This window comes from Bordetella sp. 02P26C-1, assembly GCF_009763255.1.
Lineage (GTDB): Bacteria > Pseudomonadota > Gammaproteobacteria > Burkholderiales > Burkholderiaceae_B > Bordetella_A.
The window spans coordinates 96756-118089 of record NZ_WSJB01000012.1; the positions used below are offsets into that span (position 1 = coordinate 96756).

4 protein-coding genes are annotated in these 21334 nt (G+C 59.4%); 1 reads left to right on the forward strand and 3 read right to left on the reverse strand.

Going from position 1 to position 21334, the window contains the following annotated elements; genetic code table 11:
- Window positions 1–52 precede the first annotated feature (52 nt).
- The gene (locus GOQ28_RS07760) at window positions 53–8581 is read right to left on the reverse strand and encodes an autotransporter-associated beta strand repeat-containing protein (RefSeq protein ID WP_160356054.1); all 8529 of its coding nucleotides are present in this window, start codon (window positions 8579–8581) and stop codon (window positions 53–55) included.
- An 814-nt stretch (window positions 8582–9395) separates the two neighbouring features.
- Between GOQ28_RS07760 and GOQ28_RS07765 the strand changes: the two genes are divergently transcribed.
- Window positions 9396–10235, forward strand: coding sequence for a class I SAM-dependent methyltransferase (locus GOQ28_RS07765; RefSeq protein WP_160356055.1), 840 nt, complete (start codon window positions 9396–9398; stop codon window positions 10233–10235).
- A gap of 608 nt (window positions 10236–10843) precedes the next feature.
- Here GOQ28_RS07765 and GOQ28_RS07770 read toward each other — a convergent pair.
- Both GOQ28_RS07770 and GOQ28_RS07775 read right to left on the reverse strand, forming a co-directional pair.
- On the reverse strand, window positions 10844–17248 hold the full coding sequence (locus GOQ28_RS07770) for a two-partner secretion domain-containing protein (protein WP_160356056.1): 6405 nt from the start codon (window positions 17246–17248) through the stop codon (window positions 10844–10846).
- A gap of 217 nt (window positions 17249–17465) precedes the next feature.
- Entirely contained in the window at window positions 17466–21110 is a 3645-nt protein-coding gene (locus GOQ28_RS07775) for a two-partner secretion domain-containing protein (protein ID WP_160356057.1), read from the reverse strand.
- Window positions 21111–21334: the final 224 nt, after the last annotated feature.

Consider the following 21334-nt stretch of genomic DNA (forward strand, 5'->3'; position numbering starts at 1 on the left):
AGTGAGCCGGACGGCGGCTTGTCCGGCCGCTGTCCGGGCTCGTGGCGACTGATTACCACCGCCAATTCACGCCCACTTTGCCATTCCAACCATCGGCTTTGGCGCCCGCGAAGGTTTCCTGATAGGCGCCGGACGCGTAGATACTCATTTTCTCCGTCGCCGTGGCTGACACGCCCAGCATGACCTGCATCCAGCTTCCACCAATATCGCTATTGAATGGCACATAGCCCGTTTCCGACGAAAACTCGGTCTTCGGCTTGCCCAGGGCCTCATGCAACACGCTAAGCCGCGCAAAGATGGAATAGGCCTCGTCCTTTGCACTGCCTTTCCAATGGCGGCCCATCTCGACACCTACCCGGCCAACCAGCGACTCGACGTTCTTGAAGCGGACGTTGGCGGCACCGTCATGGGCGCTGTCGATATCGACCCATTGGTAGGTCAATTGCGCCTGCGGCTCGAGCACCCATTGATCGTTCAACTTAAAGGGGTAGCCGCCTTCCACATTGGCTGTCACGCCCCAGCCATCGGTGCGCATTTTGGGCAGGCCACGGTGCGAATCGCCCTCCAAGCGGTATTTGCTGACCATGAGGCCCGTATCCAGATACCAGTCCTGTGGACCGTGGTGCGTCCAGTAAGCCCCAAGCGAGTACGCCTTGACCTGGCCATTGCCCGCATCGTCACCGTTGTAGTGCTCCACCGTGGTGGTCGCTTCACCCATCGCTGCGGTGATCCCCACCATATCGCGACTGCCATCGCTACGCTGCCGCCGCAAGAGGTCGGCGCCCAGTTGCATACCGTTAAACCGGTAATCATGCCGCGCGCCCTCGTTGCCGTAGATACCGTCATCGGATCCCGCTCGGGTGCCCTGCGAACCGATATAGCGGCCCCAGACGCGGTTGCCACTAAGTGCCGCGCCGCGTTGAGCCTGTTCCAATGACCCCGAACGCTCGGACAGGCTGTCTAGCAGAGAACGACCATACATCAGCACAGTCGGTGCAAGCGTGCCGTAGACCGAGACTTCGCGCCGGTAATCGGGTTGGCCGCCGGAAGCAGGTTCGCCACCAGACCCCGGTTGGCCACCAGAACCAGGCTGGCCTCCAGAACCAGGGTCGCCGCCCGAGCCAGGTTGGCTGGAACGCAGATACCAGTCCTCCGGCGCACTGGCATCGACGCTGCCACGGTACAAGGTGTACTCATAAGGCCCGGCCACGACGGGGCCCGCCAACGCAAAACTTCCACCAGCCGTCCGCGCGCCGTCTTCGGCCCGGATCACAGCGATTCCGTTGCCCTGGGTATAGCCGCCTTCCCCGCCCATATTGCTTACGCGCAAGGCAGTGGAGCCGCCCGCCGATCCTTGTCGGATCACGATCTGATCCGAGGTTCCGCTGTCGCCGTTGAGCACGCTGTTCAGCGCGATCATGCCGTTGTTGCCGTTGTAGTCGCCGACGATGTTCAAGCGGTTGCCAACGGCATGGCCGCCCAGCTGAATCAGCCCACTGTTGTCGAGCTTGCCAACCACGGTAAAGGCACCACTGTTGCTGAATCCCGGTAAGGCATCGGCCACGGAGATGGTCCCGCCATTGATCACGTTGCCGCTTACCGCCCCGTAACCGCCGAGCGTGGCGCCCGGATTGACCTGCACGCCACCGCCACCCGATAGCGCGGCGCTGCTCTGCGGCGAATCGCCCACAATCAGCGCGCCTGCGGCGACCGTCGTCAAGCCTTGATAAGTATTGACGGCATTCAAGATCGTTGTGCCACCGCCGGCTTGTACAACCTGCCCCGTGCCACTGATCTGGCCATCGAAGTTCAACATGTCACTGCGGTTGAAGACGAACTTGCCGTCGTTGGCCACGTCGCCGACGATGCTACCCGTCTTGCCCCCATCGCCCAGTTGCAACGTGCCGTTCGTAATGCGTGTGCCGCCGGTATAGGAGTGATCGGCGGTCAGTACGGTGGTACCCGAGCCCTGTTGAACCAGAGCGCCACTGCCGCTCACCTTGCCGGTAAACATTAGGGCATCGCTGCGATTGAAGGCCAATACCCCGTTATTCGCCACATCACCTCGGATACTGCCGGTGGTGCCCCCATTGCCCAATTGCAACGTGCCACCTGCGATAGAGGTGCCGCCTTCAAAAGCGTTATCGCGGGTGAGCACGGTGGTGCCGCTACCCTGCTGGACGAACGAGCCGGTGCCCGCCACCACGCCATCGAGCTCGAAAGTATCGCTGCGGTCGACCACCAACGAACCAAAGTTCACGACGGTGCCGCGAATACTGCCGGTCTCGCCACCGTCGCCCAAGCGCAACGTACCGCGTTGAATCAGCGTACCGCCCGTGTATGAGTGGTCTTGGGTAAAGGTCGTCGTGCCCGTGCCCTGATGAACGACAAAACCCGAGCCATTGATATGCCCATCGAAGGTCACGTTATCGCTGCGATTAAACGCAAGCGCACCATCGTTGACCACGTCGCCTTGGATACTTCCCGAGGTGCCGCCGTCGCCGAGCTGCAGCGTGCCGGTGGCCAGAGGAATATCTACGGCGCCCGGCTGTACCCGGCCGGCGGTAATCGTGGTACCTCCGAGATAGGTGTTATTGCCGGTCAACACCAATGTACCTGGGCCGGCGCTGATCAAACCGCCAGTGCCGCTGATGACCCCACGTAAAACGTTAGTGGTGCCCGCACTTGCGACGATCTTTCCTGATTCGGCGGTGATGTCGATTCGCCGATTCGATTCCACGTTACCCGCCAGCTCCAGAGTGCCGCCGGCGAGTTCAACGCCAGCGGTGCTGTCGCCCAAGGCGCCGTCTCTGAGGATGGTCAATGTCCCCGCTTGAATCACCGTGCCGCCGCGATGGCTGTTCGCCCCGGTCAGAATCGTAGTACCGCTACCTTTCTGCACGACCGAACCCGACCCGCTGATGTCACCGGCCAAGATCATGTCGTCGCGGCGATTAAAGGAAAGAGTCCCATCGTTCGTCACGTTGCCTTGGATACTGCCTGACGTGGCGCCGTTACCAAGTTCCAACGTGCCTTGTTCAATCGTCGTGCCACCGGTATAGACGTTGGTCGCCGTCAGGGTGAGGGTGCCCGGGCCGGTGTGGGCTAAGGAGCCGCTACCGAAGATTTGTCCGCCGAACTCCATATCGTTAGAACGATTGATGAGGAGTCTGCCTTGATTCGAAACATCACCCAAGATGCTGCCAGAGTCCCCGCCATCGCCCAATTGCAAGGTGCCGCCTGCGATCAAAGTGCCGCCCGTGTAGGCGTTATTGGCGGTCAATATCAAGGTGCCGGGACCTTCCATGCGCAAGATCCCTTGACCTGAGATCACACCGCCAAACGTGCTGGTCGTGTCAGCATTGGTGATGATTTTTCCGACTGCGCTATTCAGCACCATCGCGCGGGCCGAGGTCACATCCCCCGTCAACTGCAGTGCGCCGCCGTCAAACACCACGCCGCCCTCGGCATCGCCCAGCGCGCGGTCAGTACCGATCGCCACCGTGCCAAATGCCAGCCGCGTACCGCCCTTATAACTATTGGCTGCAGTCAGCGTCAGCTTGCCGCCACCAGCCTGAATGACGCTACCGGTGCCACGGATCTCACCGCCGAAGGAGATATCGTCGCTGCGGGCAAATTCCAAGGTGCCCTCATTGTTGACATTGCCTGTGATGCTTCCCCGCGCATCGTTATTGCCCAACCGCAACGTACCCGCCTTGATGTCGGTTCCGCCTGCGTAGTCATTGTCTCCAAGCATCACCACCTTGCCAAGACCTGTAAGCTCCACCTTGCCGGTCCCGCTGATCTTGCCATCGAATGCAAGGAGGTCATTGCGGTTGAAGACCAGCGTACCTTCGTTGGCGACATTACCGGTGATGCTTCCTTGGTTTCCTCCATCACCGACTTGCAAGGTGCCGCTTTCAATTCTTGTGCCGCCGAAATAGGCGTTATTACCCGTCAGCGTCGTGATGCCCGGCCCCGTCTGCACGACAGACCCGGTACCAGTGATGTTGCCGGCAAACTGCGTGTTCTCCCCGATGTTAAAAATCAGGCTGCCATCGTTACGAACATCGCCCGTAATGCTGCCCGAGCCTGTCCCATTGCCGAGTTGCAGCGTGCCCTCATCGATCCAGGTGCCGCCCGTATAGTTGTTCTCGGCAGTCAGGATCAGTTTTCCGGGACCACTCGCGATCAACCCCCCCTCACCGGAAATCTGCCCCATCCAGGTACTTTGCGTGTCTGCCTGCATGCTGATCGTCGACCGCCCGCTGGGAACATCAATCAGGGTGATCGCCCGCCGGGACTCGACATCGTCCGTCAGCGCCAATGTACCGCCCTCGATGGTCACGCCTGCGCCCTCGTCGCCAAGCGCGCGGTCTTGGTCAATAGAAACGGTCGAGCCCTGACGAATGATGGTGCCGCCGCGATACGCATTGTTGCCTGTCAGTACCAGCGTGCCGGCGCCCTCGCTGATTAGCGCGCCGGTGCCCGTGATGGTGCCTTGCCAGGAGCCCGTCACGCCTGCACTGGTAGAGATGGTCCCTTGCGCCGAGGTTATCGCTATGTTGCGCGCCGATGCCACGTTGCCAGATAACGCCAGCTTTCCTCCATCGAGGGTCACAGCACCGTTGGCATTGCCGAGCGCCTGGTCACTGTCGATGGAGAGCGTTCCCTCGCGAATGCTCGTCCCGCCCTGATAAAGGTTAGTGCCCGTCAGTACCAGCGTACCCGGGCCACGAACGCTCAGTCCTCCCGAACCTCCGATTACACCGTTAATCGTGCTGGTGGTGGCAGCGCCGGTCGTGATGGTCCCAGACCGATCACTTAACGCGAACGTTCGATCCAATGTGACATCTCCCGCGAGTGCAAGAGTGCCTCCGTCGAGCGCAACCCTTCCTCCTGCGCCTAACGCGGAATCGTTGCTGATGGACACTGTCCCGTCTTGTATTGTCGTGCCACCCTGATAGGAATTATTGCCCGTCAGTATTAATGTGCCTGGGCCACGACTAGTGAGCTCGCCCTGGCCTGAGATCTCACCGCTCATCGTGCTGGTCGTCCCTGCGGCGGTGGCGATCGATCCCGACGCTTGCGTCAGAATGATGTCGCGCGTCGATGTCAGGCCGGCCAAAAGTTCAACACTTCCGCCATCGAGCGTGAGATCGCCGTCTTTGCCCAATGCGCCGTCCTGACTAATGGCAACCGTACCGAATTGGATCAACGTGCCGCCGGTATAGGAGTTCTCGCCGGTCAGAGTCAGCGTGCCGCCACCGATGTGCTCGACATTTCCGGAGCCGCTGATCTCTTTGTCAAAAGAAAAATCACCGCCGCGACCGAAGACCAGCGTCCCGTCGCTGATCACGTCCCCCTTGACGCTGCCAGTGTTCGAGCCATTGCCCAGTTGCAGCCTGCCGTCGCGAATGTGCGTGATGCCCTCGTAATCGTTATCTGCCGTGAGCACGAGCGTGCCCCCGCCACTCACGGTCAGCCCGCCATTGCCGGTGATCCGGCTATTGAATTGATTCGTGGTCCCTGCGTCGGAACGAATCTCGCCTGACTCGTTCGTGATGATGACCGAGCGGTCTGACGTCACGTTCGCGGTTAACTGCAGAACGCCGCCGTCAAGTGTTAGTGCACCAGAGGCCATGCCTAGGGCTTGATCGTTACTGATGGCGATCGTTCCCCCGCTGATTCGCGTTCCGCCGGCATAGTCATTCGCACCGCTTAAGTTGAGTGTGCCGCCGCCGGTCTTGAGCAGGCTGCCCGAGCCGTCAATCTTGCCGTCCAGCGTTATCGCATTCGCGCGATTAACAATCAGCTGCCCATCATTGCTCACGGCGCCCTTGATGCTGCCCGTATTGCCGCCATCGCCAAGCTGTAGTTTGGCATCGGTGTCGATCCGCGTGCTGCCTTGATAGCTATTGTCCGCGGTGAACACGATCGTGCCGGGGCCTTCGATTGACAACCCGCCCTCGCCGGATATCACCCCACTGAACACGCTCGTCGCTTCCGTACTCGATGAGACTGCGCCCCCGAACTCCCCAAGCTGAATCTCTCTCGCCGAAGTCACCGCCTCCATCAACGCCAGAGTGCCGCCATTAAAAGTTAAATTGCCGTCGAGACTGCCCAGCGCACGATCATCCCGGATAGCCACCGTGCCTGAGTCGAAGGTCGTTCCTCCGCTATACGAGTTAACGCCATTTAGCGCCAGCGTACCCCGGCCACTGAAAGTCAAGCCGCCTTCACCGGATATCGTCCCATTCAGCTCGCTATTCTTGCCGGCATCGGTGGTGATGGTGCCGTAGCCCTGGGTGACCTTGATCTCCCGGTTCGACGTCACGTCATCGGTCAATCGCAGCGTGCCACCTTGGAACGTGAGTGCCCCACTGACATCCCCTAGCGCATCGTCGTTATCAATGGCGATTGTGCCCAAGCTGATGACGGTGCCGCCGACATAGCTGTTGCCGCTGCTCAATGTAAGTGTGCCGCTACCCATCTGGACCACATTGCCCGCACCACTTATCGTCCCGGGCTGCGCTATGTCATCCTGGCGATCAAAGATCAGCTGTCCGTCGTTTTTCACGTTGCCCTGGATACTGCCGGTCGTGCCGCCATTGCCGACCCGCACGGTGGTACCGCTGCCAATCGTAGTGCCTCCCGTATAGACGTTATCGCTGGTGAGCACTAGTGTGCCTTGGCCGCTGCTAGTCAGGCCGCCACTGCCGGAGATCGTCCCATTGATTGTGCTGGTCGTGCCGGCATCGGCAATGAGAGTCCCTGATGCCGCCGTGATAACGATTTGATGATCCACCGTCACGTTATCGGTCAACTGCAGTGCCCCTCCGGCCAGCGTGAGCGCCCCTGAGACATCCCCCAGGGCTTCACCGTCACTAATGGCAATCGCTCCCTCGTTGATCCACGTTCCGCCAGCATACTCATTCGCGCCGCCCAAAGTCAGCGTGCCACTGCCGGTTTTAATCAGGCTGCCAGTGCCTATGATGTCGCCATTCAATCCAATGTTTCCCTGGCGATTAACGATCAGCCGTCCATCATTGTCCACGTTACCTACAATGTTGCCGGTAACCCCGCCATCGCCCAGCTGCAACGTACTGCCGGTCTCGATCAACGTGTTGCCTTGGTACTCGTTGTCAGCGGTGAGCACCACCGTGCCGGGGCCCTCTATCTCCAACTGGCCAACGCCGGAAATCCTTCCATGGAATACGCTTGTAGCATCCGTGGTCGCGGCGATTGTGCCGGTGTTGATCGACAACTCGATCGCTCTTTTCGAGGTCACAGCGTCCCTTAAGGCGAGCGTGCCGCCATCGAAGGTCAACGCACCGGTGGCGTCGCCCAGCGCACTATCAGCATTGATAGAGACCGTGCCGTTACGAATCGCAGTTCCTCCCTTATAGGAGTTATCGCCGTTGAGCACCAGTGTGCCCCAGCCGTCACTGATCAAGGCACCATCGCCGGAAATCGTTCCATTGAGCGTGGTGGTCATGCGGCGATCGGCAGTGATAGTGCCGGATGCCGCGGTGATAACGACGTCACGTTCCGACGTCACGTCATTGGTCAACTGCAGGGCACCGCCGGCGAGGGTAACGCGGCCAGTGCTCTCCCCCAAAGCACTGTCGGCGTTGACGGCGATCACGCCCGCCTTGATGACCGTTCCGCCCCGGTAGGTATTGCCATCGGCTAGTTCGAGCGTGCCGGTACCGAGCTGTTCAAGACTGCCACTACCATCGATTTTGCCGCCGATGGAAATATAGTCACTGCGGTTGACTGCGAGCGTTCCGTTGTTGGTGACGTCATTTGTAATGCTGCCTGTAGTGCCACCATCGCCTATCTGCAATGTTCCCTGCGTGATGGTCGTCCCGCCGGTATAAGTATTCGTTCCGGTCAGAACCGTCGTGCCCGCTCCCGTCTGCCGGACTTTGCCTGTACCGTCTATCGTGCCAGCGTACGTGGCGGTATCTCCGCGGTTGAACGCCAGCGTACCGCTATTGTCCACGTCTCCGGTGATCGTACCGGTATCTCCGCCGGCACCGAGCTGCACCGTACCTGCGCCGGATATCGAGACGTCTCCGTGTACGGTGCCTGAGAGGGTAAGCGCAACGTTTTTTACATCAATGGCTATTGGAGTATCGGCTGGACTGTTTATATCCCCTGATAAGGTCCAAGAGAACACGCCCTCCAGATTGATCTCTTGGATATTATTGATGTTCCCAGTCAGCTTGGTAGCCTGCCCGTAATCGTCCAGATCCAGTGTGTTGTAGCCGGCACCGCCATCAATATCGCCGGTAATCGCGCCCCCCGTGGTAATGTGATCGTTGCCGGCGCCGAGCTTCAGACTCCCTTCTATGGTTCCCGAATTCACCAGGATCACAGCGCCGGACGATGCACTGGAATCGATGACGATATCGTCGCCGTGTGGCGCGACCCTCTTGCCGGTGCTAATCAGGCCAGAGTTATTGATGGTCGTAACAGTTGCTACGCCGTCGTCCCAAACTTTGATCGCCGCCGCGTTAGCGGCCGAAACAACGCCAGTCGAAGCCACGGTCAACGTGCTGCCACGACCCACCATCCCCACTGCGCTAGCATCGGGGGCAGTGCCGAGAGATTCGATAGAAGCATTCTGTCCAACATTTATTTCGCTGTTGGCTCCCACTTCAACTGTGTTACGACCCTGGCCATAGCCACCCCCTCCGACGCTGGATGCCGAGTTTTTTATTGCACCTTCGCTTGCAATCCATACGTCACCCCCGGTTCCCAAGCTTACCGCCGACTCATTTCCGATCGTCACTTCGCCGTTATCGACAAGCACACTCGTCTTGGGGGCAGTGTTCGGTCCGGAACCAAGCGTCGAAGACAGTTCGGTGTCGGAGTTACACGCTATATAGGTCGGCATAAAGTCACAGGACGCTGTTGCCGTTCGTAGATAGGCTCCACCCGCCAAAGCTAATCCGATCATCGCGCTCAAGGTGTTGAGGCGGAACGCTTTCGAATATTTCACGGTTGCCATGTGTAGTCCGAATAGGAAACTGAGCGAGCAAGGTAGACAAAACCAAATCAACATTTGGTTGGCGCCGAACACCTGAGCGGCGAAGCACAAAGGTCAGCAGAAGCACCGCTCCAACGTCGAAATCGGTATGATATTAATTAATAAAGTCATATTATGACGATTGAAATGTCAGTTTGATTCATTAAATGTCAACTGTCAATAGGGCGCTGCCCTGACAGCTGGGGCCGAGTTCGCGTAGGCAGGCAGGCGCTGCCATGTAGATAAGAGCGCTATCTTGGCTGTGGGTTAGCACCGGTTGCTCGTTTTGCAACACACCTCTCTCCCCATCAATTTCAGTACACTGGAGCCTTCACGCCCCTCTCTTGTCTGTTTTCTGATGTCCTCAACGCCCGAAATCCGTCCCGATCAGTCGATCGAACTGCTCAAGGAACTCCATATCCTCACGCGCGACGGCAAACTGAACCAAGACAGCCGACGCAAGCTCAAACAGGTCTATCACCTGTTCCAGTTCATCGAGCCATTGCTACAGGAGGTCAAGCAGGAGCGGGATGCGGTGACGCTGGTGGATCATGGCGCCGGTAAGTCGTATTTGGGATTCATTCTGTACGACCTGTTCTTCAAGGCGTTGCATGACCAATCGCATGTCTATGGAATCGAGACGCGCGCCGATTTGGTGACGTCGTCTCAAGCGCTGGCTAGCCGACTTGGCTTTAGCGGAATGTCATTTTTGAATTTGTCGGTGGCGGATTCGATCACTTCGGACGCCTTGCCGGCGCGGGTGGATGTGGTCACGGCACTGCACGCGTGCAATACGGCGACGGACGATGCGATCCGTTTCGCTTTGGCCAAGCAAGCGAAATTTATTGTCCTGGTGCCTTGCTGCCAGGCAGAGGTGGCGGCCGCATTGCGGCAAAACAAGAGCCGCGCCTTGGCAGACCCGATGTCTGAGTTGTGGCGTCGGCCGCTGCATACGCGCGAGTTCGGCAGCCAGTTGACGAACGTGCTGCGCTGCTTGCAGCTCGAGGCGCATGGATATCAAGTCAACGTTACAGAGCTGGTCGGATGGGAGCATTCGATGAAGAACGAACTCATCATCGCGCAGTACAAGGATCTGCCTCGTCGTAAGCCAGCGGAACGGCTGCACGAGATTTTGGATCGTGTGGGGCTGCCGGCGTTACGGGAGAGGTTTTTTACGGAAGAAGCTTTGACTCAGTAGCGCGCCGCGTTTGGTGCTGGGAACGCACACCAATTATTCGTGCCCCCACCGGCGCAGCTTATTCCCACGGCTCGCCGGCTCGGTGTCGACACGCTGGGTGAGCACGCGAAATTTCACTGTCGTAGCAAAGGCCGACATACTCGTACCCTTTCTTGAGCATGCAGCGCTGTATCGCGTAGAACAGCGTACGAGACTCAGCTCGCACTTGCTGTGTAGTGCGTTTCTCTCCGTTGGGTAGCTCGCGTATCCCTCCGTATTCGCCGTTCCACATTCCCCCGCATTGCACCCAGTCTTCCAAGCGGGTCTGTTCGCTCCTTCCGCTAAAGGCCCAGTCGTCGATGAGTTTGACAGGTGTAAGTAGCACGGCGCGAATTTTTTTATCGCAATAAATCTCCGGCTCGTTTAGAGCACAAAGGTAGCCGTTGGTGCTCATATAGCAACCCGACACTGCGAGGGTGAAAAAAGCAGCAATGAAGCAGTATGACAATCGGCTCATTTTGAAGATTGCTCTGACGTGCAACAGAAGAGGCCGATGACGGCGTAGTGGAAGTCGCAATGCTGGAACGCAGCGCTGTCACTGCCGGAGCGGACCTGTATAGGTCGCGCGGTCACTTCTTTAGTTCCATCATGAGATCGAGCAGCCGCCATGCTTCGGGGGGTAAGACTTCTGCCAGCGCAAAAGGTGCCGCCGGAACGAGTGCGGCCCCGCTCCATACCTCATGGACCACCTTCTCCGTGACGCTCCGTCCGCGCCGGGCGTTGCCCTGCGCATCATAAAGGCCACTCAACGTTCCGCCGATGAAATCGTGCGTACCACCAAAGCCTTCATGTAGGATGTCCAAGATACTACCTGGGCTATACGGCATACCTCCGAGCGTACTTTCCGCACCCTGGATTCCACCGGTAAACCCAGACATTTTCTTGCCGTGATCTGTTTGTAAATATTCGGCCAAGCTTAATTTCGCTTTTTCAGTATCGAACTGGACCATGCCCTGAGGATTTAACGCTAGCACCGGCAAACCGTTGGCGCCCAATATGGGCCGCCCATGTTCATCGAACTGCACCTTGCAGCGCTCATTCGCCACGCCGCAAAGATTGTCCAGATCGACCCGCACACCTGCGGTATTGAATCCATCGCCTCTGATCCCTGCACTTTTGCCGCTGATGTTGTCCAGGGTCGTTTCGCCATCCGTTATCCCCTTGAACTTCTTGGAATCAGCGATGGTGTATTCACGCATCCGATCGGCTGCTTCGGAAAGCACGGCATGGGAGGCAGAGATGCCGGTGGAGCCCGTTAATGCGCCGATCACGACATTCACCACGCGCTCTTGCGTGTTCAAATCGCTGATTTGGCGTCGCAGTTGCTCGATTTCCGCTTTGTCGGTGGACTGCCCGATTCGCTCGCGCAACGCAGCGCGCTTGGACTGTGTATAGAGTTTGACGGATTGAGTCGCTTGGTCGGTGAACGCTGCGATGATCTCCGCCTGCGCGGCGACTTGTGCGCCAAGTTTTTCGGCGTCCCAGGTCTGCTCCAATGCGGCTGCATCGGCGCCGGTCACGACACCCCGCTTCAAAGCGTCGAGCACGCGCTGCGCGGTCTCGCCGGTCAGGCGTCGCTGGGCTTCCTGATCTTGGATTTTGATCGTGGCCGGGCTGATACCGCTGTATGTGGTGCTGGTCGCCTTGTCGTGCTTTTGACTGGCGCCCGGCGCCACCGCAAGGCCTAACGTACCGGACTGGCCTGCCGTATTGATTGCTACGCCCACCGCCTTGGCGTGGCTGTGGTTCTCTATGTCTTCGCTCGTCAGCGTACCGGTGCTGAATTGATTTCGTCCTTCGTCCGCCGCAGCGGCATTGCTGACGATTTTTCCGCCCTTGAGGTGGGTGTTGCCCTGGACCTTTATATCGAAACCGCCGTCGCCCGCCTCTATGCCGCTTTGGTCGCGCACGCTGGCGAAGTTGCCCTGCACGTGCGTATTCGACAAGCTTGCACCGCCGAAAACGCTGCCCGCACCTATCGCGACATTGACGCCAACCTGCGTGCCCCCACCCTCATAAATGCTGGTGTCCTGCAAACTCTCAATCAGCAGATTCCCGCCGACTTCTGCGGTGACCTGGTGTGCGTTGACCCTGGCGCCGCTCAAGACTGCGTCGGATCCAGACTTTAATGTAACGGTGCCTCCCGCAGTCAGCCGTGTTGCGACGACCTCAGTTTCAGCGCCAGCCGCCCCATGCGCGGCTCGGTGAGCGTGCGTATGTACACCCATCGAGGTATCACTACCGCCTAATGAAGCACCAAAGCCCACGCCCGCGCCAGATGCTCGGCTAATCTGTTTCCTGTCCAAGGTGTTGCACTCGCCCTGCAAGCGGATATCGCCTTCAGTGACAATGGTCACATCGCCGTCGGCCGAAACGGTGGAGCCATGGAGATGGACGCTGCCTGCCGTATCGGGATCCCCCGCACGTATCACCACATTTTCCCCTGCGGCAAGAACAGAGCCCACAGCCCGGCTCATTTCAGTGACAGTTGTCGTGGACTGTTTGCTTTTACCGACCTCTATGCTGACCCGGACGTTCCCGATCTTATCAATAGCATTCGCCTTGGGGGCGGTGCCTCGATCTCGGATATCGCGCACCATATCGGCAATCGTCAAACCCGCAGTAGCCGCAGCCAAACCTTGCATCAATGGATGGGCAGCGCGATCCGCGGTGTCCGACAGCTGCTCTACCCTCTGCATCGCATCAAAGAATGGGGTGCTGATCTGCATGGAGACGCCGCTTTGCTTACGTTCGAAGGACTCCTTGATGAAATGGGTGTCCCGCGCTGTGCCGATCTCGATGTATTTCGAATCGAGCGTGAGGTTCCCCTTAGGCGCCAGGAATCGTCCAGCAGTAATGTCAATCGTTTGATTACTGTGCAAACTGGTGTTACCCGTCAAACTTCCCAGCATGCTAGGCACATGTTCATCGTTTGCGCGCTCGAGGGTGTGCGGCTGCGTGCTACGTCCAATGCTCAGCCCGCCAGTCGCGCCGACGCCTGATTTGCGCACCTTTTCGATGCGCTGCGCATCGTGTCGCTTCTTACCAGGAGCGATAGTGATATTGCGCCCGGCGGACACCGAGAGATCCTGGCTGGCTCCCACGTTTGAACCAGCAACGGTCACATCGCGTCCGGCGGTGATTTCGACCTCGTGCCCTGTCAGCGTCGACGCTTGCGTGCGCTCCCAGTCACTGGACGCGACGGATTCCTGCGTCTTTCGCGATATCAGGCCTTTTCTTTTTTCCTGGTGCTGATCCTTGGCGTTGCCACGCTCTGTCGCGGTGCCAATTACAACGTCACGGCCAGCCTGTATGCTAAGTTTGCCTTGCGCATGAACCTCGGCAGCCTGTGTGGCGACATCTTGGCCTGCCGCGAGGGCGAGATTGCCTTTTGCCTGAGCGGTGGATCCATGTGTTTTCTCGATGCTGAGTTCGTGACGATGGCGTTTGCCGTTCGCCATGATTTCGTGGTGCTCGAGTGCCGCGGGATCGAGGCGAATATCCCTGCCGGCCTGCAACTGCGCGTCGCGCTCGACGGCAACCTTGGCGGCCAACATATGGATGTCGTTTCCGGCACGCACCGTGAGCTCGTTGGCACTGACGCTGGATGCCCCCGCCAGATGCGTGCCTCGGGTCGTGGTGGATTCATGCGATCCCTTGGCGGAAATGAGGTTCACGTCTTGTCCGGCCGCCAGCAATACCTTGCCGCCTTGGATGCGCGCGGCGAGATTGCTCAGGTTCTCCCGCGCGATGAGGTCAATCCGCTGCGCTTGAATCAGACCGCCAGAGTGATTCACGATATTGCGTGCGTTCATCACCGTGTCCTGGGACGCACCGATGGTGCCGCTATTGTGGATGTCGCCTTGGCTAATCAAATGCGTGTTGCGCCCCGCCATCAGGGTCCCAAACAGCTGGTTTGTATCAAGCCGAGCGGGCACGTTCACCGTCTGCGACATCGCCGACCGCAGCGGGCCGACAGGCATATCGAATGGCGTATTCTCCGCCGTCACGGCGTAGTGGTATCGGTGTGCTTTGCGATCACTGCGTCGCGCCTGGGTATACGTCGCTTGCCCCTCGCGCGTGACGGTGCGCCAGCCAGTCGCCCCGATATTTTGAATGGCCGGCCCCTCTACGCGCAGTTTGCCGCCCGAGGCGATCTGGCTCTTATCGTTGGTCACGGTACCTTTTAGCGTGATAGGCCCCGGTGAAACGATGCGGCCAGGATGGCTGCGTATCGTCTTGCTCTGCGTGACGACTTCCTCGACCTCATAAAAGGTGAAGTCTTTGACCAGACGACTCAGGAAATCCCTGTTAAACGCACGAATCCGTCCATCGAGTTGCTGATGTCGCTGTTTAAAGGCGATGTATTCAGGGAGATCCTCATAGCGTGCGATGTCGCCACGCCGTTTGCGAGGCCGTCGCTCGTACTCGGCGCGCGAGGGCAGTGCCGACGGAGGCTCAAGGCCAAATATGGCCCAGATAGGCGAATCGGGAGGGTATAGGAACTGATCGGCTCTACCGCGATTTCCGTCGCGCCCAGGCGATCCTGCTATATACGAGAGCGCGATGGGACTGGTAACGCCGCCCACACCGTGTCGTTTGGGGGTGTAGCTAAACGGCGGGCCATAGCGCGACGACGGATACTTTTTGGAGGGCAACAACAACCTTCGCTCAGGGTCGTCGTTGAGCCAGTGAGGACCATGGCTACACGCCGGCGTGACCTTATCGCACAACCAAGTCGTCGCGGCATCGTACATATCCGTGCTGCCCGCGGGACTGAAATACACTTTGCGGCGAGATGACACCCGCACGGGTTCTGCAGCAAAATCCACATTCTCGTTTCGTGTTTGCCGCGCGGCGATGAGAATGCTGCCGCCTGCCTCGATAGTCGCCGAATGGTTCACCACAGTATCGGCCTCGCCCGTAACGCCCAAGGCCTTGTCTAAATGGCGGCCAATGCGCAGCTTATTTTTGGCATAGAGCACTGCGTTGTTGCGATTGGTGGCTGAACCGACGGCGATATTTAGATTACCGCGTGACGCAATGTGCGCGGTACTTTTGCCATTTTTCTCATTGATGAGTTCGCCGGTGACGATGTTCATCCAATCGCCATAGATGCGCCCCGTGTTTTTCAATTGCGCGGCCTCAATACGGGGCGATTTTCCATCGACCAGCCCGGCATTGTCGAGTAAATGCGCAGCGTCTATCCGAACATGATTGCCGCCTAGCAATGCACCGGATTTTTCATTACGTACGTTCTGCGCCTGGATACGCAAGTCGCGCACCGCGCCAAATTGCCGCTTATTGACGAGGTCGCCACCGAGCGTCAGCTTGATATCCCTGCCAGCGATGATATTTTTGCCGGGAGTCAGTGACCCTGCATACGTAAAGTCGATGTCGGTACCCGCATGCAACCATCCCAGATAGTGGGACTCGCGCGCATTCAGCTTCAGTCGCTGCTGCGCCGTAACATTGCCATCGCGGTTGGCGAGCCGGCGCGTCGTGATTTGGACGTTGCCTTGCGCTGTCATCAATCCGTTGGCGTTCTGGAGGTTATCCGAGTCAATCTTCAGATCCGCAATCGCCCGTATGGAACCCTTGTTGTTGTCGAGCTGCGGGATCTGAAGACTGACGGTGTGTCCCGACAGACCGGTTGCGCTCGAGGCGGATATCGTGCCGGGTGTCCCGGGTGGCGAGGCCGGCACGACCGTCTTCGCCTCGCTGGTCGATAAGGTGCCACTATTATTCAGCTTCCGGCTGGACACGCTTAATGCCATGTCGGCCAACATTGCGCCCCCGCGGTTGTCTACTGTGTTTTGGGCAGTGACGTTCAACTGGCCGCCCGCTATGGTGCCCCCACGGTTCAGCACATTCGCAGCACGGATCGTATGAACGCCAGAGGCGGCAAGCAGGCCGTCGCGGTTTTGCAAGTCGTCCTGCACTTTCAACGTGATACCCGAGCCAGAGGTGATGCTGCCTTGCTGGTTGTCCAAGCGACCGGCGGATAGCTCTACCCGGGCACCATGTAAGGTCGCCTCGCGCGTGGTCACCTGTCCTGGCGTATGTACGGCAAGCTTATGCTTCGCGGTGAGCGCGACCTTCGGAGATACTTGAACATCGCCCGCCGGCGACAACGTCAGGTCGCCCGTGAGCGCCACGAGATTGCCGCCAATATTCACCCCCACCCCGGCCTCGGTGCCCACAAGCCGGATGCTATTGGCGTACATGCCACCGAGCACCGTGGCATCCAGGGCCAATGCGGGTTTCTCGCCCGTGGCCTCCAGCGGCTGTACCTTGCCCGAGGACGCCTGAACTCTTGCGGGCCCGACAACGACGTTCAGTTTGTCCGCCCACACCCTGGCATTAAGCACCAGGGCGCGCGCCAGCAGATCGACCTGATCGGTTTGCGTGCCGTTGAGTCCTTCACCCTCTATCCGTAAGGTACCCGAGGACATCCGGAACGCCAGGTCTCCGCGTGGGCCGATTTCCGGACGGCCCGTGGTGAGCGTCGCGCGCGAAGCGTTTAGAAAGCCACACTGATCGCAAGTGATCCCTGCGGGATTGGCGAGAATGACGTGGGCGCGAGGTCCTGCGACTTCGAGCATCCCTCGCAGTTGTGATGGATTCGCCGCCGTCACTTCGTTCAGAATCGCGCTCGCGTGTGCCTTTTTCAACATCGGGTTGCCCGCGATCTGGCCGGCCAACTGTGTCTGGCTCGATCTGCCGCTATTGTTCAATATGACACCAGCTGGCCCGACATTGAACTGCTCGTACCGGTTGTGCGAAACGCCGCCCGCCGAAGGCGCCACGATCTGAATGACGGGCACGCCATGCTGCTGTCCCACGACCGGGGCCGAGGCTTCCACGCTGTGATCTGCGGTGATAGGCAACTGCTGCGCGGCGGCTGATATCCAGCCATGCGACGCTAGCAGCACCACGACAATTCGACGGGTATAGGTCTTGCTCGGGGCCATGGTTGTGATCAGGAACGAACGAGCCGCAAGACTACCCATAGTCCACGATCACGCAACGCAGCGGCCGCCACGGAGATAGCCGCGATACGCGCCCCGCAGCCCCGCTTTGCGCTGGGATCATCGACGCAACTCGCATCGCTGATCCCCCATTCGATCAATTTTGAAAACCGGACCCTTCTTAGTGCCCGAGAACGTGGCTGATCGCCACCGCTACCCGTTATCGCGCACCAGCGAGTATGCTGACTTCGGCATCGGAAACCCGCACCGGAACCCACGCTGGAGCCATGTCGGTGGCTTCATGGGGCGTCGGATCGTCAAGCGCAACGAGGGGCTGCCCTGAAAAGACGCCGCCTGGTTTGAACGCGTCGTGTGTGTAGACCCGATACGTCTGCCCTGCTTGCTGCATAAAGGTCGACATGACGCCTGCTTCGAAGTCGACCTGCGCGCTGAGTCGCTCCGCGTCCCATGGACGCATCAAGTGAACGTGCGGCAACTCACTTTTGAAGTCATCATCGGCATGCGCGCCGTGCGATGAAACCACGCTTGCGAGCGGTACGGTTTGCGATGGCGTCTGCGGCAAAGTCGACGCGAACCCGGTGATGATGCTAGGCGTCACGGTCTGGACCTTATCCGCGCGATTCGCCCAACCGAACGAAGGTGCAACACCGCCGCCGGCCAGGGTGTACTTGACGGCACCCAGGGTTCGCGCCACCGCTTCATGGTCTGCATGGTCGATGACGTTCTCTGCACGCAAGGTTCGCGTCTTGAAACGATTGCGGTCAATGTCCGACGCCGCGCTGGTAATGGAGGCACCTTTTAACGAGGTGCCTCCACTCACCGAGATATCGAAGCCTTCGGACCCGGCGTGTACGCCGGTCGTTTCCTTGACGCTCGCATATGAACCATGGAATGCGTTGTCCGCGAGACTAATAGTGCCGGTCAGACTGACTCCAATCACGCCACCCGCACTCATGCGTTTGGCCTCGCTGACCAGCTGACTGCCGCTGCCCAGACTCTCCATATTGAGATCGCCGCCGACGTTCGCCGTCGCATGCCACGCGGTCACATCAGCGCCCTGCAGTGTCATGTGCGATGACGCCGACGCGGACAGCCTTGCGCCAGTCTGCACGCGTGCCTGGATCACATCGCTGTCGACCGCCTCGCTCAGCATCGAGGCATAGTTGGCGCCCAAATGCGTACCCAGGGCCGGACCCGCGGCGCTTAACGAGGCGCCGATACCAATACGCCCCCCCGAACCGCCACCGGTGCGCTTTTGCTCAACTTCGTGCCGCGCACCGCGCAACTCGATCTCCCCTTGCGAGACCAGGGATACATCGCCATTCGAGGACAATGTCGATGCCTGTACGCTCAGGTGAGCTTCGCGCCCGGATGCATGCACGGTTAACCTCCTCCCCGCGGTGACGAAGGCTGGTGCGACGCGAGTTGACTCGGTCAGCGTTTCCGCGGCCTGCATACCGGCCTCCACTTGGAGACTCGTCCTGATGTTGCCGATGTAATCCGCGAAGTTTCCGTCCGGCACCGCGCGCTGCTCCCTGATCACGGAAAGTGTGTTGTCTATCGCCAAGGCAGCCGCGCCTGTTGGCAGGGTTTGCAACAGCCGGCTGGCGCTGGGCTCGGCGCCCTCGGCCATTTCGCTCATTAGCTGGACTGCGGCGAGTATGGGTGTCCCGACGACAACCGAGACGCCGGTGCGTAGCTGCTCGACATTTTCTGTGGCGCGTTGAGGCCTCGGGGTGTGATGAATGGCGACACGCGGAGCGACCAGGGTGATGTCCCCCCCGGGCGCCACAATGCCGCTGGATTTGACGTTAACGCTATGACCCCCTTTTATCGTGATGCTGTCGGTCAGGCTGCCGATCAGACTCGGGTCGAGGCGCGTTTCATTCAGTTGGTGCGTTCGCGTTTGTGTATTTCGTCCAATACTCAGAAGACTCAGGACGCCCGCGCCTGTCATACGCGTTTGTTCCACCCGCCGCGTTTCTTTCTGATGCGCTGCGGCCACAATCGACACATCGCGCCCTGCTGTGATCCGGAGATTGTTTCGGGCACCGACATCGGAGCCCGAAATGACGACGTCCTGGCCCGCCAATAATTCGACGTTCTGTCCTGATAGCATCGAGGCGCGCGCCCTAGCCGAACGTGCTGAAGTCGTGGTGTCCACGATGGTTGACCAAAGCAAGCCCTGGGTACTGTCTCGCTGGACAAAAGAGGTACTGTCATGCACCGTGCCCGCGCTAATTTCGATGTCCCGGCCAGCGCTCAGGCGCAGTTCTCTAGCGCGTGGTATGGCGTTGGTTTGCTGCGGCTCATTTGAAACGTGTCGGGATGGCTCAAGCGCATTTAGCTTTGCGATGTCCGGTAGCGCTTTCTGATCGGCCCTGGCTTCATGATTAGGCGATCCCTGGATGTCGGGATGCGACAGCAAGGAATCATGCAAGCGGATAGTCTGCGCGGCGTACATGTTTGCATCGCGATCGACCGCGAGGTATGCCTGATGCATGTCGATATCGTTGCCTGCGTGCATGGTCAAATTGCCGGCCTGAATGTGCGTCGCTCCAGCAAAGGCGATACGCTGCGCCGGAGTCACGGCTGCAGGATGCCCGTCGGCGGAAAGATACATGTCCCCGCCCGATGAAAGCACGACGCTCTCGCCCACGAAGTCAGCGCCAGCACTGCGCAGTTCGTCTCGGGCGACGACCGTTACCCGACCCGCTTGCACGAGGCTACCCGACTCGTTGACGATGTTTCGCGCTTCCAACTGCGCGGATCCACCCGCAGAGATGGCGCCCAGGTGCACAAGATCACCCTGGCAATTCACGCGAATATCGCCGCCAAGCAGCTTGCCGTCGCCGGTGCGCAACTGCTGCGCGCCGATATCGATCTGGTCGCCACGCAAGGTGGCTTTGCGGATATCCGCCTTTGCGGGTGTGTATAAAGAAAGCCTCTCTTTGGCGATCATGGTGGAATGCGGTGTGATGTTTATATCTCCCGCTGCGGACACCGTCAGATCACCCGTCAGCGCTGCGAGAGTGCCACCTAAGTTGACCCCCACCCCTGCTTCCGTACCCACCAGCCGAATGCTGTTGGCATACATGCCGCCTAAGGCGGAAGCGTCTAATGCCACCTCTGGCTGCGGGCCTCGCCCGGCGATATTGCGCACCTGCCCGGTGTCCAGGTCAACGTGCGCCGCACCGGCCACCACATTCAGGCGATCGGCCCACACGCCCGCGTTCAAGATCAATGCTCGGGCGAGCAGGTCCACCTGATCCGCATTCGCACCCTTCAATCCCTCACCGTCGATCCTTAGCGTACCGGAGGTGATCTCGAACGCCAGATCACCCCCCGTCCCGATATGGGGCCGACCGGTGGTAAGCGTGACACGCGAGGCATTCAGCCAGTCACATCCATCGCATGTGATTCCAGCCGGATTGGCAATGATGACATGCGCGGAGCGACCGGCGACTTCCAGCATGCCGCGCAGCAGCGAGGGATTCGCCGCGGTCACCTGGTTCAGGATCGCCGCCGCGTGGCGCCCGCCCAGCTGGGGGTTCCCCGAGATCTCGCCACCCAGCTGCGTTTGGCTGACATCCGCACCATTGTTCAGGATCACGCCGCCCGTACCAACGTTAAATTCAAGGTAGCGGTTATGCGAAACGCCCTTCGCGGACGGCGGGGCAATTTGGATGACGGGCACGCCATGGCTCTCGCTGAGCACCGGCGTGTTGCCCAGCTCGCCCGTATCCGGCGTGATGGGCAGCGTCTGCGCCCATGCCGACATCCAACCGGGGGTAAACAATAGTCCTGCGATAACGCGGCCCGGACACTTTCGATTCTTGATCATGATGTGGCCGGAGATGTACGAAGCGCAAAAGCCAATAGGGAGGGAATGACGGGGAACCTTCCAAGTCTCTCCGACTGGTTACTCAAACTAACAAGGTGCACAGCTGTTACTCGATAAAGAAAGGACGGCCGCAACACTACCCAAGCTTCTAAAAGCGCTAAAGGGCTGCCGATGGCCTGACTTCACCGGAAAACTGGGTGATTCATGCAGGCACTACAAGGATT